Consider the following 14,717-nt stretch of genomic DNA (forward strand, 5'->3'; position numbering starts at 1 on the left):
GTGCCTTTTTCCAGGCCGATAGGCCACATTTGTGATGCGACCGCCCGGCGGCGCCGGTTGTGAAGCCGAGACCAAGAATGAACAGGCGCCGAGCGATGGTGGAACTGACCGACCTGGAGCGCGATGCGCTGACCGAGTTGGTGAACATGGGGGTCGGTCGCGCCGCCACCCATCTCAGCCGCATGGTCAACGATCAGGTCCTGCTGTCCGTGCCGACCGTGGACATCGTCAGCCGGCAGGAGGCGTCGGATTTCCTGACCGCGCGCGAACGCCACGGGCTCGTGGCGGTGGAGCAGCAGTTCCAGGGCTCCTTCGACGGCCGCGCCATGCTGATCTTTCCGGAGGCCAACAGCCTGGAACTGGCCCGCGCGGTCCTGGGCGGCGAGCTGACCCTGGCGGAGATCGTTGATCTGGAACAGGACGCCCTGGCCGAAATCGGCAACATCATCCTGAACGGCTGCCTGGTGGTGGTCGCCAACGCGCTGAGGGACCGGCTGACCATCTCGCTGCCGGCGGTTCTGCGCGGCGACGGCGCCAACATCCTGACCGACAAGGCCGGAGGCGCGGACGAGCTTGTGCTGTTCCTCTACATCGATTTCACCATCCGCAGCCGCAGCATCCGCGGTTACATCGCCCTGCTGATGGGGGTATCGTCCCTGCAGTCGCTGAAGCAGCTGATCCACGCCTTCATCGAAGGCATCGCCGCCGAAGAACCCTCATCCGCCGGAACGTCGCATGGCTCCCAGATTGCCTGAACAACCCACCTGGGCGCTCGATGTCCTTGGCGCGCTGGATGCGGGCATCCTGCTTCTGGACCGCCATTGCCGCGTCCTCTACTGGAACGGCTGGATGGAGCAGGCCTCCACCCTGACGGCCCGGGAGATCCTGGGGCACGACCTGTTCGATGCCCTGCCGAACCTGCGTGAATCGCGCCTGCACATCGCCGTGCGCGACACGCTGGCCACCGGCGCGCCCGGCGTTCTGTCGCACACGCTGAACCCGATGCTGTTCCCGCTGCGCCTGCCCGACGGGCGGCGGATGGTCCACAATGTTGTGATCCGCCCGCTGCCGTCCAACGCGTCGTCGCCCCATTCGCAGTCGGCCGGCAGCGAGGCGCGCTGCCTGATCCAGGTGACCGACGTCACCGCCTCGGTGAACCGCGAACGGGTGCTGCGCGAACAGCGCGACGCCCGTTACCGCGCCATCGTCGACACCGCCCCCGACGCCATCATCACCACCGACACCCGCGGCATGGTGCAGTGGATGAACGGCACCGCCACCCGCCAGTTCGACTACCGCCCGGACGAGCTGATCGGCCAGAGCGTCACCGTGCTGCTGGGCGACGACGCGCCCGACTGGATCGCCATGGCGGAGCGCAGCGGACCGGGCGCCGCCGGCATGGACGCCGCCACCCAGCCGGTGGAACTGTCCGGCCGACGCCGCGACGGCGGCCACATCGATCTCGAACTGTCGATGGCGCGCTGGGAATCGGAAGGGCGCAGCTTCATCACCGGCATCCTGCGCGACATCACCGAACGCCGCCGCACCCGCGAGGAACTGCGGACCAGCGCGCTCGCCATGCGCCAGCTGGCCGAACAGACCAAGGCGACGCTGGACGCGCTGCCGGCCTTCATCGCCGTGCTCGACCGCTCCGGCCATATCGTCTCGGTCAACCGCGCCTGGGCGGAAGCCGGGCCGGAGACCAGCTTCCTCGGCCAGGGCTGCATCGTCGGCGACAATTACCTCGATCATTGCGGCCGGGGGGAAACCGCCGACCCACGCGCCGACAGCGTGATGGAGGGCTTGCGCACGCTGCTGAACGAGGGCGGCCCGCCGGTGTCGGCCGAATATGTCACCAACACCCAGCACTGGTTCCGCTGCCTTGCCGCGCCGATGCCGGCCGGTCCCTTCGGCGGCACGGTGCTGATGCACATCGACGTGACGGAGATCAAGTCGATGGAGGCGGCGCTGCGCAAGTTGGTCGGCCAGAAATCGACCCTGCTGCGCGAGGTCAACCACCGCGTCAAGAACAGCCTGCAGCTGGTGTCCAGCCTGCTGACGCTGCAGACGCTCAGCCTGCCCGACGAAGGGGTGCGGGTGCATTTCCAGGATGCCCGCAGCCGCATCGAGGCGATCGCCCGCGTCCACAACCGCCTTTATCAGGCCGACCAGTTCCAAACCATCGAGTTCGGCACCTACCTGAACGAACTGTGCGAGGATCTGGCGCGTGCGTCGGGCGGCGACAGCATGTGCGACATCGTCGTGCGGTCCGACGTGATCGACCTGCCGATCGACCATGCCGCACCGCTCGGCCTGATCGCGAACGAGCTGATCACCAACGCGGTCAAGCATCGCGGCAACGGTCCGGCGCGGGTGACGGTGACCTTCATGCGCGAGGCCGACGAGCTTGCCCTGACCGTTTCCGACCGCGGCCCCGGGCTGCCGTCCAACTTCGACATCCGCAAGAGCCGCAGCCTGGGCATGCGCCTGGTCTCCAGCCTCGCCGGCCAGATCCGGGCCAGCGTCGACATCGACACCACGCCGCAGGGCACCACGTTCCGCATCGAACTGCCGGTGCCGGACGAGGTGCCGCTTCTCGAGGCGACCTCCACCGAGGAGATCGGGGGATGAAGATCCTGCTGGTGGAGGACGAGGTGCTGATCGCGCTGGAACAGCAGCTCTATCTGGAGAATGTCGGCCACAGCATCATCGGCCCGGCGATCACCGCGACGGAGGCGATGGAGATCGCCGCGGCCGACAGGCCCGATCTGGCGCTGGTCGACGTGCATCTGGGCATGGGCACCAACGGCATCGACGCCGCGCGCGGGCTGACGAAGCTGGGCGTGCCCTGCCTGTTCATCACGTCGTTCCGCGACGAACTGAAGAAGGACGGTCCGCTCACCGGCATCGGCTGTCTGCCCAAACCCTTCACCGAAAGCGGCCTGATCGCCGCCGTCGACGTCGCCCGCGCGATCCTGGCGGGGGAGACGCCGCGCAACGTGCCGCAGACGATGGAACTGTTCGTGTGAGGGGAGGGGGCAATACCCCCTCACCCCGCATCCGGAAAATCAGCGCCCAGCGTCGTCTTCTCCCAGGCGTCGATCTCGTCCAGCACCGAGTGCAGCTTGCCGCGCACGCCCTCCAGCGCCGGGCGGCCGAGCACGAGGCGGAGCGGCGGATTCTCGGCCATCACCGCGGTGATGATCGCCTCCGCCGCCCGCACCGGATCACCCGGCTGCTTGCCGCTATAGCCGGAGATCTGCTTGCGCCGTGCGCCGGAGGTCTGTTCGTAATCGTCGATCCAGGTCGCCGACTGCTTCAACGAACGCCCGGCCCAGTCGGTGCGGAACGGCCCCGGCTCGACGATCAGCACCCGGATGCCCAGCGGCGCCACCTCCTTCGACAGCGACTCCGACAGCCCCTCCACCGCGAACTTGGTGGCGGCGTAATAGCCGGAGCCCGGAAAGCCGACCATGCCGCCCTGGGACGAGATGTTGACGATATGGCCGGCGCGGCGCGCCCGCATCCCCGGCAGCACCGCCCGCGTCACCGCGGCCAGCCCGAAGACGTTGGTCTCGAACATCGCGCGGATCTCGGCATCCTCGCCTTCCTCGATGGCGGAGAGATAGCCGTAGCCGGCATTGTTCACGACGACGTCGAGCCGGCCGAACGCCTCCTCCGCCTCGCGGACGGCACGGGCGACCTGGGCCTGGTCGGTGACGTCCAGCGCGATGGCGCGCCCGCGGTCGCCATGGCCGGCCAGCAGGTCGTCCAGCTTCCTAGGGTCGCGCGCGGTCGCGGCGACGCGCCAGCCCTTCTCCAGAACCAGCCGCGCCAGTTCGCGGCCGAAGCCGGTCGAACAGCCGGTGATGAACCAGACGGGCGTGTCGGTGGTGGTCTGTGCCATGACGACTCCTGCGGTCTCTCGTGATGCGCCGCTGCCGGCGAACTGAGTTGGTCGCCAGGGACATACGCCTCCGCACCGGCGCGGCCACCCCACCTTTCGACAAAGGGGGCCGCCCTCAGCCCCCGATCCGGCGGATCGGCTCCGGCGCCGACTGCTGTTCGAACAGGCGGCGGTAGAGCCCGCCAGGCCGATGGAGCAGGGCGGCGTGGCCGCCTTCCTCCACCACACGGCCCTGGTTGAAGACCAGGATGCGGTCCAGCGTGCGGACGGTGGACAGGCGGTGGGCGATGATGATGGCGGTGCGGCCCTGCATCAGCCGTTCGATCGCCTCCTGGATCAGCGCCTCCGATTCCGAATCCAGGCTGGAGGTCGCCTCGTCCAGGATCAGGATCGGCGCGTCGGCCAGGAAGGCGCGGGCCAGCGCCACCCGCTGACGCTCGCCGCCCGACAGCTTCACGCCACGCTCGCCGACCAGCGTCGCATAGCCCTTCGGCAGGCGGGCAATGAAGTCGTGGGCGTTGGCGAGCTTGGCCGCCCGCTCGATCTCCGCCATCGACGCGCCGGGCCGGCCATAGGCGATGTTCTCCGCCAGCGTGCGGTGGAACAGGATCGGCTCCTGCGGGACGATGGCGATCTGCGAGCGCAGCGACTGCTGGGTCGTCGCCGCGACCTCCTGCCCGTCGATCAGCACGCGGCCGTCGGTCACGTCGTACAGGCGCTGGATCAGCTTGACGAAGGTGGTCTTGCCCGACCCCGACGGCCCAACCAGTCCGACCCGCTCCCCCGCCCTGATGGTCACCGACAGGTCGCGGTAGAGCGGGGTGGTGTGGCCGCCATATTGGAAAGTGACGCGATCGAAGCGCACCTCGCCCGCCCCGATGCGGATCGGCGTCGCGTCCGGCCGGTCCTCCACCCCCAGCGGTTCGGCGTGGATCGCCACCAACTCCTCCATCTCGTTGACGGAGCGCTGGAGGTGGTTGATGTGCATGCCGATGTCGCGCAGATAGCCGTGCACGACGAAATAGGTGGTCAACACATAGGCGACGTCACCCGGCGTCGCCTGCCCACGCCACCAAAGCCAGAGCGCAGTTGCCACCACGCTGCTGCGGATCAGCAGCAGCACCACCAGCTGCACGGTGCTGTGGCGGGTGTGGCGGGTCCAGGTGCGGTGGGTGCGGCGGCTCCACTTGCCGACGACGCCGGCCAGCCGGTCGTCCTCGCGCGGCTCGGCGCCGAAGGCCTTGACCACCGCGTTGCAGCCGATGGCGTCGGCCAGCGTCCCGCCCAGTTTCGTATCCCAGGCGTTCGACAGCCGGGCGGCCGGCGCGACGTAGAGGGTGGAGAACATCACCGTCATCGCGATGTAGACGGCGGTGCCGAGCGCGATAACCAGCCCCATCGCCGGCCAATGCAGCCCCAGCGTCACCATCGTGCCGATCAGCACGACCAGCGACGGCCACAGCGCCAGCAGCAGAGTGTCGTCCAGCGTGTCGAGCGCCCACATGCCGCGGGTGATCTTGCGCACCACCGACCCGGCAAAGCTGTTGGCGTGCCAATCGGTGGAGAAGCGCTGGATGCGGTGGAAGCTGTCCTGCCCGACATCGGCCATGATGCGCAGGGTGAAGGGGATGACGCCGCTCCAGGCGATATGGCGCATCACCACCATGCCGACGCCCAGTGCGACCATGGCGCCGAAGGCGGTCAGCGCCGCCTGCAGCGCCGCGTCGCGGTCGCCCGGCAGCAGGGTCAGCGCATCGACCAGCCGGCCGGCGAACAGCGGCATGAAGACGTCGGCCAGCGTCGACAGGGCGATGGCGCCGGCGATGCCGACGGCCAGCGGGGTCTGGCGGCGCCAATGACGGAAGGTGAAGGCCAGAACGCTGCGGATGGCGTTCGGGCGCGGGGTGCGTCTGGACAGAGCCATGGGTTCCAACCGGGGCAGGGCCGGCCATACAGGCGGCGGCGCCGTTGGGGGGAATGGGGAATGGTCGCGGTGCGCGGCTTGAGGCAGCCGGCGCGAAACTTAATGCGGCAATGATCGCCCTCTCTCCCGGGGAGAGGGAGGGGACCCACGAAGTGGGGAGGGTGAGGGGGGATGCACCGCGTATCTTCGCGAGAATCCTCGCCGTGCATCCCCCTCACCCTGACCCTCTCCCCAGGGGGGAGAGGGGAATGGGGCGTGTACCCTTTACCGTCACCGGCCCTTCAAATTCGTCTGGCGCGGCTTCATGCCGGAAGGCTTGCCTCCAGCCCCAGCCGGCTTCGCCCCCGTCGGCTTGCCAACCGGCGGCACCACGCGGCGGCCCTGGCCGGCCTGCTGGGTCAGGAAGGACTTGCACTTCGGCCCCTTCTCCCGCGGCTTGGCGGTGGCACCCACCGGCTGCCAGGCCGGGATCAACTGCTCCTCGCCCGGGCCGATCAGGTCCTCGCGGCCCAGGCGCTTCAGCGCATCGCGCAGGATCGGCCAGTTCTCCGGATCGTGGTAGCGCAGGAAGGCCTTGTGCAGGCGGCGCTGCTTCAGCCCCTTGGCCGACGACACCAGCTCCGACCCGACGCGGCGAACCGGGCGCAGGGGGTTGCGCTCGCTGTGGTACATGGCGGTCGCCAGCGACATCGGCGAGGGCAGGAAGGTCTGCACCTGATCCGCCTTGAAGCCGTTCCGCTTCAGCCACAAAGCGAGGTTCATCATGTCCTCGTCCGTGGTGCCGGGGTGGGCGGCGATGAAGTAGGGGATCAGGTAGAGCTTCTTTCCCGCCTCCTTCGCCGCCTTGTCGAACATCCGCTTGAACTCGTCATAGGCGCCCATGCCGGGCTTCATCATCTTCGCCAGCGGACCCGGCTCGGTATGTTCCGGCGCAATCTTCAGGTAACCGCCGACATGGTGGGTCACCAACTCCTTGACATACTCCGGATTGCGCACGGCAAGGTCGTAGCGCAGTCCCGACGCGATGTGGATCTTCTTCACCCCCGGCACTGCACGGGCCTTGCGGTAGAGCTGCACCAGCGAGGAATGGTCGGTGTTCAGATTCTTGCAGATGTCCGGGAAGACGCAGGACGGGCGCCGGCAGACGGACTCCGTCTCCTTGTCCTTGCAGGCGAGGCGATACATGTTCGCGGTAGGCCCGCCCATGTCGGAGATGACGCCGGTGAAGCCCTTGGTCTTGTCGCGGATATGCTCGATCTCGCGCAGGATGGAGCCTTCCGACCGGCTCTGGATGACGCGCCCCTCATGCTCGGTGATCGAGCAGAAGGAACAGCCGCCGAAGCAGCCCCGCATGATGTTGACCGAGAAGCGGATCATCTCCCACGCCGGGATGCGCGCATCGCCATAGGACGGATGCGGCGCCCGCGCATAGGGCAGGTCGTAGACGCCGTCCATTTCGTTGGTTTCCAGCGGGATCGGCGGCGGGTTCAGCCAGACGTCGCGGTCGCCGTGGCGCTGGACCAGCGCGCGGGCGTTGCCGGGATTGCTCTCCTGGTGCAGGACGCGGCTGGCATGGGCATAGAGCACCTTGTCGGCCGTCACCTGCTCGAAGCTGGGCAGCCTCACCGCCATGCGGTCGGCCCCGGCGGCGCGCGGCGATACCGGCGCGGACAGATCGTCGATGGAGCTGCTGTCGACCACCGTCCAGCCTTCCGGCAGGGACGAGCGCATGATCGCGGTGCCGCGGATGTCGGTCATCGCCTTGGGCGATTCCCCCTTCAGCGACCGCTGGGCGATCTCGATGATGGCGCGTTCGGCATTGCCGAAGACCAGCATGTCCGCCTTGGAATCGACCAGGACGGAGCGGCGGATCTTTTCGCTCCAATGATCGTACTGGGCGATGCGGCGCAACGACGCCTCGATACCGCCCAGGACGATGGGAACGTCCTTGTAGGCTTCGCGGCAGCGCTGGGAATAGACGATGACGGCGCGGTCCGGCCGCTTGCCGCCTTCGTCGTTCGGCGTGTAGCTGTCGTTGTGGCGCAGGCGGCGGTCGGCCGTGTAGTGATTGACCATCGAATCCATGTTGCCGCCGGTCACCCCCCAGAACAGCCGCGGCTTGCCGAGGATCTTGAACGGCTCCGCACTGCTCCAGTCCGGCTGGGCGATGATGCCGACGCGCAGGCCCTGCGATTCCAGCAGCCGGCCGATGATGGCCATGCCGAAGCTGGGATGGTCGATATAGGCGTCGCCGGTGACGACGATCACGTCGCACTGGTCCCAGCCCAGCCGGTCCATTTCCGCACGCGACATCGGCAGGAAGGGCGCCGCCTTGGGGCGCACGCTCCGGTCCGGGCGGTGGGCGAACAGGTTGGGGGCCGCGAGCATCGCGTTCTCCGGGTCTCTATCAACAATGCGGATGGATAAGCCGACAGTCTTACCCTGTCGGCCGGCAAATTCCCACCGCTGATAACGCAGCGGAGCAATGGGACATTGTGCGGGGTGGCGCGACAGCTATGTGGGACGCCCCACAGCCGGTGCAAGGGCCGGCCATGGGGGTTGGGCACGGGGAAGGGCAGGGTGCCGTTCAGGCGGCGACACCGTCCGGCCCCGCGGCCCGTCCATTGCGGCGCGCCACCACCCAGCCGATCAGCGCACCGGCCAGCAGCACCAGCGCCGCGATCAGGAAGGCTGCCCCCGGAAGCGGGAACAGCGCATCGCTGCCCACCGACGCGGAATAGACCGCCCCGAAGAAGACCGGCGACAGGATGCCGGCGACGCTGGCCACGCTCATGTTGGCACCCTGCAATTGACCCTGTTCGGACGGGCTGACCCGCTGCGTCATCAGCGACTGGATGGTCGGCATCGCCAGCCCCCACAGCGCGTTCGGCAGGATGGCGAGCGCGAACCAGCCGCCATCCGGCGCCAGCCCCATGCAGGCGAGCCCGACGGCCCCGCCGAACAGGCCGACGACCATCGTGCCGCGGTCGCCCAGCCATTTCACCATGCGCGAGACCACCAGCCCCTGCATGACCATGTCGAGCGCGCCGACCACCGCCAGCAGAAGCCCGACATCCCAGGCGCTCCAGCCATAGCGGTGCGCGGCATAGAGCACGAAGACGGCGGGGAAGACCTGATGGGAGACATGAAGCATGAAATTGACCATCGACAGACCCGACAGCTCCGGATGGGACCGCAGCAGCCGCAGCGCCCCGAACGGGTTGGCCCGGCGCCAGGAAAAGGCCATGCGGCGATCATGCGGCAGCGATTCCGGCAGCACCACCAGACCATAGAGGAAGGCCAGCCCGCTGAGCAGGCCCGCCCCCCAGAAGGGTGCCCGCGGCGAGATTTCGCCCAGCAGACCGCCCAGAAGCGGACCGGCGATGAAGCCGGCGCTGAACGCGGCGCCGATCAGGCCATAGGCGCGCGCCCGCTGCTCCGGCGGCGTCACGTCGGCCATATAGGCGAAGACGGTGGTGAAGCTGGATGAGGTGACGCCGGCAACCGCCCGCCCAACCACCAGCCACCACAGGTTCGGCGCCACCGCCATCAGCACATAATCCGCCGCCAGCCCCAGCGCCGACAGCAGAATCACCGGCCGCCGCCCGAAGCGGTCGGACAGCGACCCGATCACCGGGGAGCAGAAGAATTGCATCAGCGCCCACAGCGCGATCAGCGCACCATTGATGGTGCCGGCCTGGGCGTCGGCCCCGACGAACTGCTCGATCAGCGCCGGCAGCACCGGAATGACGATGCCCATTGCCACGATGTCGAGCGCCGCGGTGACGAGAATGAAGGCCGTCGCGGCCTTGCGCGGACGAAGAACGGGAGACATGGAAAAGACCTTCAGGAACAACGAGGTTTAAGGCGCCCGAACAGGGCGCGGACGTGCCCCGGCCAGAGAGGGCAGGCCGGGCGGCATCGCGCAATGAAGCATCATCATAGGATACGTGCAGCCTGTTGTGAAGCGAAATATTTCCGATAGCGGATATGTTTTGCCGACGCACGCGGTGAGGTCGGCTTGCCGATCACCGCCATTGGAGAAATCACGTATGCGCTGATCGCTTTGTCACCCCTCCAGGGTGCGCTCGATCCGGCGGTCAGGCACCAGCCACAGCAGGATCACCAGGACGTACAGCAGGATCGACAGCCATTGCAGGATGAAGGCCGCCGGAATGGCCAACACATAGATGGCCAGGCTGATCTTGCCCTTCAGATCGGACCCGACGGCACGGGCCACGGCCGACTCCCGGCCGCCGCAGGCGATGATCGCATGTTCGGTCAGGCTGTAGCCGACCGCCGCCATGCCGAGGACGACGCCATAGGCCGCCGTCGCCACCGGCGAGAACGAACTGTCATCGAGCCAGCGGATGACGAAGGGAACCAGAGACAGCCAGAACAGCAGAAAAAGATTCGCCCATAGAACCCGCCCGTCGATCCGCGTGGTCGCCTGCAACAGGTGATGATGGTTGTTCCAGTACAGTCCGACATTGATGAAGGACAGCACATAGGCCAGCAGAATGGGAACATGCTCCGCCAGTGCGGCGAGACTGCCGTCAACCGGCACCTTCAACTCAAGCACCATGATGGTGATGACGATCGCCAGCACCCCATCGGTGAACGCCTCCATCCGGCCGGCCTTCATGATCGATCTCCGGAGCGTCAGGCCGCTGCCGGCGCGGCGGCCACGGGGTGAAGCGCGCAGACAGCGGTGCCGGCCAGCACCAGAGCTCCCACGACGACCAGGGGAAGCACCAGTCCGCTCTGCATCACCATGACGGAGCCGATGGCGGCCCCAAGAAAGATCGCCGCCACGCTGGCCAGCCGCCGGCCGAGGTTGAGGTTCGCCCCGCCGGCGAGGCTGGAATCGGCGGCCACCCCCGTCAGGGTCAGGGTCAGAACCGTCGTGGTCAGGTCGGGAACCTTCAATTGCCGGACGGTCCCGTTGCGGAAGCCCATAGCGAACCCGGTCAGGGCGATGATCGCATAGATGCCGAACGCCCTGGATTGCACCGCGGCATTCAGGTCGGCATCGAAGCCGGCAGCGACGACCGCCGCGATCCAGAACAGCGACGTCTCGAACAGAGCCGCGACCAGCAGCCAGTGCCGCATCGGCCGCCCGGCCAGCGTTCTGCCGAGCCGGCCGGCGATCAGGGCGCCGGTAAGGAAGGAGACCAGCGCCGTCACCGCCGGCATGACCAGAAAGCCCGGCGTCCCCACAGCGGCGAAACCGAGAAAGACGATGTTGCCGGTCATGTTGGCGGTAAAGACCTTGCCCAGCCCAAGAACGCTGATGGCGTCGACCAGCCCCGTCGTCACCGACAGGAGAAGCAGAAGCCATGGCAGGGGAGAAGTGCCACTCGCAGCCGGTGCGGACATTGCCGTCGCCTTCCCAATGTTTTCATGTGGGTGGAGCGACAAAGTCGGGCATCAGCCCGGCGCCGGTCTTGTCGGTTCGCGGCCGGTTTGGAAAATTCTGCACATCCTGCCGATGCGGGAGGGTTATCGGCAGCGACACCGACACCTTGGTGACGCAAATCTGATGAAGAACTGACAGTTCTATGTTGCGCTGGACTGACAGTTTGACCTTGCGCCGCGGAATCAAGCTGAAGTGCGACAACACGTTTTTGTTGATCGGGCGGCCTGCTTTTTATCGATCGCGTCAGGAGAGGAGAGCTCGTACCGGTAGTCCATAGGCTTGATCCGCGCGCCTCCATCGCGATGGCGGATCAAGCCTGTGGACCCACCGGTGCGAGCGGCGGGGCAGGGGAGGCCTGCTGGTTTCACGGCCTCTCATGGCGCTCAGGCGTAGCTGGTATTCACCGCCCGATCTTCGAAGCCGCCAGATTGACCGCAAAGACTTCGGCTGGCGTCCTGTAGTCAAGGCAGCGGCGTGGCGTATTGTTGAGCCGCTTCGCGAGGGCGGCAAGTGCTGAGCCATTGCGCTCCGCTACAGGGATGCCCAGAGGCAAATATCGCCGCAAACGTCCGTTGGCATTTTCAACGCCACCTTTCTGCCAGGGACTGTGCGGATTGCAAAAGTAACTGTCCAACGATAGGCTTTTGTAGGACAGAAACTCCGTTCCCCGGTCAAAAGTAATGGTCCGGCATGCATGATGTGGAAATTTGCCAAGCACTGTTGCGATCCGGCTGATCACCTCGGCTGAGCGACGATCCTCATTGGCTATGAGGATGTGGTATCGGCTCTGACGCTCCTGAAGAGACGTGATGTTGGATTTTCCGAACTGAGGGCTGAAGATCACCAAGTCACATTCCCAGTGCCCGAAACTCTGCCGGGTCTCCACCTCGGCCGGACGATTGGCGATCGAGCGCTCGGCGGGAATCGGACTGCTGCGTGGTTTGCGACCCATACGCTTGCGGCGCCGACGCCGGGCGACGGCCAAAAGCGCATAGAGATTGAGGGTTTTCCCTTCCGGTCCATAGATGAAGCGGTAGATCGTCTCGTGCGACACTGTTGCGCCATCAGAAGCATCCAGTTTGAGGCGGCCAGCAATCTGTTGCGGCGACCAGCCCTCGCGCAGCTTGGCGATCACGTGGTCGCGCAGAACCGGCTTGAGCGTCAGTTTCAATCGACGCCGAGAGCGTCGATCACGGGCATACTTCTGGGCGCTGGTGCAGAAGTAGCCCTTGTACTCCTGGCCCCAGCGATCCCGGAACGGGTCGTGATAGAAGTTGCGCCGGATTTCCCGGTGGATGGTCGACCGGTGACGGCCCAAAGCCTCGGCGATCACCGTCACCGGCATCTTGGCGTCGCGCATGTCCTGGATGCGGCGGCGCTCTGCGAAATCGATCTGCGAATAATGTTCACCCATCAGCGCTCACGACCCGTAAAGCCCTGTGATTACAAGAAAGTTGCACTTCAGAATAGAACCTACCCCGCTTGCACACAAAAGACACATAAGTATGATTATGGAAATTATCAATTGCAGCCTCTCTGGTGCGGTCGCTTGAGACTGCCCGTCGATGCCCGGTAAGCCCGAACTGGAAGTTCTCCACCGAACCCGCCACACTGAGGCATGCAGCTCAAGCATCTTCGAACCTTCGCAACGGTGGCGTCGACGCTCAATGTCACACGGGCTGGCGAGCGGCTCCACCTTGCCCAGTCAAGTGTGACCGAGCAGATCCAGGCACTCGAAACAGATCTCGGCGTCGTCCTCTTCGACCGGTCGAAACGCCGCCTGCACTTGACGGAGGCTGGACGGCGCCTGCTGGACCATGCCGCCGATCTCCTCTCCCTCGCAGACGAGGCGCGGTCGGCGGTTGCCGACGTCGCCGGCCAGCCGACGGGTAGCCTGACTGTTGGCGGACTGGAGACGCTGTGCAGCAGCTTTCTCCCACCGCTGCTGATGACCTTCTGCACCGCGCACCCGGCGGTCGCGGTGAGGATGACGACTGCCGGGAGTGGTGAACTGCGCAGCGGCATCCGCAGCGGGGACATCGACGTGGCCTTCGTTTTCGGTGAAGGGCCACCAGAAGACGGCGTGGAGCGCGAAATTGTCGCTTGGGATCGCCTGACCGTCATTGTGCCGGCGGGGCACCAGCTTGCCGGGCGCGACGCCGTGGCTCCGGACGATCTCAGAGACGAGCCCTTTCTGGTGACCGCGACCGGCTGTGTGTACCGCCGGATGTTCGACACCGCCTTTCCGGCCGCCGGTGCCGGCCGGCCGCGCACCGCCGGGGAGTTCGACAGCATCGGCGCCATCCGCGCGCTCGTCGCGGCGGGGCTCGGCTGCGCACTCGTTCCGGCGCTGGCGGTCGCACCGGCCGCCGGGCTCGCGGTCCTACCCTGGGTTGGGGATGCCGACAGTGTCCCGGTATCCATGCTGTGGCGCCGGCGGCGCGTGCAGCCGCCGGGCCTGCGCCTGTTCCTGACCTCCGCGCGGAAAGGCTTCTGCGCTGTCAGATCAGACGATGACCACCATCCACATGCAGAACGGTTCCGGTGACGAAGCCGTTGCGCATCAGAAAGCGGATGGCGGAGGCGATGTCGTCGGGCTGCCCGATCCGACCGACCGGCAGCCGCTTGGCCATAGCCTCCAGCGTCGCCGCCTTGGCTTCGCCTGCGACATGCGTCCAGATCGGTGAATCGACCCAGCCCGGCGAGACCGCATTGACGCGGATCGGACCCAGTTCCACCGCAAGCGCGTAGGCGAGAGATTCAAGGGCTCCGTTGATCGCAGCGACCACCGATCCCCGCGCGACTGGTCGATAGGCCGCGATCCCGGATGTGAAGGTGATGGAACCCTGTGGCGCCAGCACGGGCGCGCCATGCTTGGCGAGCAGCAGCGGGCCGATGAACTTCGAACCGACGACCCGCTGCGCTGCGGCGACGTCCTGCGATGGCAGAAGCTGATAGGCGCCCTCGATATCCGCCGCCGTGGTGACGATATGGTCCAGCGGCCCTATCCGCTCGAACAGGCGTGCGACCTGCTCCTCCTGCGTGATGTCCGCGACCTCGGTCTGCAGCCGGCCTGTTATGGGCGAAAGGTTCGTCCGCGCCTCTTCCAGGCGGGCCTCGGACCGGCCGGCGATGGTCACCCTGGCCCCCTCGGACAGCAGAATGCGCGCCAGCGCCAACCCCATTCCCGAACTGCCCCCGACGATCAGGACATGCTCGTTCGTCGTCTCAATCCCTGTATTCATGATGTCGCTGCCCCATTCCTCGAAATGATGGGCGAGGAATTCGCCTCGGCGGCAGTGTCGTTTTTCATCGGGGAGACGGGAAACGGGAAGAAACGATTCCAATCATCGGCACTTCCGATGACGGAACCCGTCGGCCTTCTGGCCAAACCGTCACTAAAGATCTGGCCGAAGCTGTCCGGCAAAAACGCAACGGCTCCCGCCACCTCAAAGTGACGGGAGCCG

11 protein-coding genes and 1 pseudogene are annotated in these 14,717 nt (G+C 66.5%); 4 read left to right on the top strand and 8 right to left on the bottom strand.

The window, feature by feature from the left end; all coding sequences use genetic code 11:
• Positions 1-77: 77 nt before the first annotated feature.
• The 3 genes from M5E06_RS33560 to M5E06_RS33570 are packed head-to-tail and all read left to right on the top strand — an operon-like array spanning position 78 to position 3,029.
• Positions 78-755 carry a chemotaxis protein CheX gene (locus tag M5E06_RS33560; protein WP_247870637.1) on the top strand — a complete coding sequence of 226 codons (678 nt, stop codon included), beginning with the start codon at positions 78-80 and terminating at the stop codon, positions 753-755.
• Entirely contained in the window at positions 748-2,631 is a 1,884-nt protein-coding gene (locus M5E06_RS33565) for a sensor histidine kinase (protein ID WP_252141973.1), read from the top strand. Before M5E06_RS33560 ends, M5E06_RS33565 begins: the two co-directional genes overlap by 8 nt.
• Positions 2,628-3,029 carry a response regulator gene (locus M5E06_RS33570; protein ID WP_109151080.1) on the top strand — a complete coding sequence of 134 codons (402 nt, stop codon included), beginning with the start codon at positions 2,628-2,630 and terminating at the stop codon, positions 3,027-3,029. The genes M5E06_RS33565 and M5E06_RS33570 overlap by 4 nt, the downstream gene beginning before the upstream one ends.
• A 20-nt stretch (positions 3,030-3,049) precedes the next feature.
• Here M5E06_RS33570 and M5E06_RS33575 read toward each other — a convergent pair whose 3' ends face one another.
• The 7 genes and pseudogenes from M5E06_RS33575 to M5E06_RS33605 all read right to left on the bottom strand — a co-directional run bounded on the left by M5E06_RS33575 (position 3,050) and on the right by M5E06_RS33605 (position 12,664).
• Positions 3,050-3,907 carry an oxidoreductase gene (locus M5E06_RS33575; protein WP_109151079.1) on the bottom strand — a complete coding sequence of 286 codons (858 nt, stop codon included), beginning with the start codon at positions 3,905-3,907 and terminating at the stop codon, positions 3,050-3,052.
• Between the two features lie 115 nt (positions 3,908-4,022).
• Positions 4,023-5,831 carry an ABC transporter ATP-binding protein gene (locus M5E06_RS33580; protein WP_252141974.1) on the bottom strand — a complete coding sequence of 603 codons (1,809 nt, stop codon included), beginning with the start codon at positions 5,829-5,831 and terminating at the stop codon, positions 4,023-4,025.
• A 270-nt stretch (positions 5,832-6,101) separates the two neighbouring features.
• Positions 6,102-8,219 (bottom strand): YgiQ family radical SAM protein, encoded by a 2,118-nt coding sequence (locus tag M5E06_RS33585; protein WP_252141975.1) that lies wholly within the window; start codon positions 8,217-8,219, stop codon positions 6,102-6,104.
• Between the two features lie 199 nt (positions 8,220-8,418).
• Positions 8,419-9,666, bottom strand: a complete 1,248-nt coding sequence (locus M5E06_RS33590) for a TCR/Tet family MFS transporter (RefSeq protein ID WP_252141976.1) — start codon at positions 9,664-9,666, stop codon at positions 8,419-8,421.
• Between the two features lie 234 nt (positions 9,667-9,900).
• On the bottom strand, positions 9,901-10,476 hold the full coding sequence (locus tag M5E06_RS33595; RefSeq protein WP_252141977.1) for a TMEM175 family protein: 576 nt from the start codon (positions 10,474-10,476) through the stop codon (positions 9,901-9,903).
• A 17-nt stretch (positions 10,477-10,493) separates the two neighbouring features.
• Complete coding sequence (locus tag M5E06_RS33600) at positions 10,494-11,210, bottom strand: YoaK family protein (RefSeq protein ID WP_252141978.1); 717 nt, start codon at positions 11,208-11,210, stop codon at positions 10,494-10,496.
• Positions 11,211-11,493: 283 nt separating this feature from the next.
• Positions 11,494-12,664 (bottom strand): annotated as a pseudogene (locus tag M5E06_RS33605) (IS30 family transposase).
• A 204-nt stretch (positions 12,665-12,868) separates the two neighbouring features.
• Between M5E06_RS33605 and M5E06_RS33610 the strand changes: the two are divergent.
• Positions 12,869-13,798, top strand: coding sequence for a LysR family transcriptional regulator (locus M5E06_RS33610; protein ID WP_252141979.1), 930 nt, complete (start codon positions 12,869-12,871; stop codon positions 13,796-13,798).
• Here the strand turns inward: M5E06_RS33610 and M5E06_RS33615 are convergent.
• The gene (locus tag M5E06_RS33615) at positions 13,752-14,597 is read right to left on the bottom strand and encodes an SDR family oxidoreductase (protein WP_252141980.1); all 846 of its coding nucleotides are present in this window, start codon (positions 14,595-14,597) and stop codon (positions 13,752-13,754) included. The two genes, M5E06_RS33610 and M5E06_RS33615, sit on opposite strands and share 47 nt — an antisense overlap.
• Between the last annotated feature and the right edge of the window lie 120 nt (positions 14,598-14,717).

Origin of the sequence: Azospirillum sp. A1-3 (assembly GCF_023806445.1) — a bacterium.
Classification (GTDB): domain Bacteria; phylum Pseudomonadota; class Alphaproteobacteria; order Azospirillales; family Azospirillaceae; genus Azospirillum.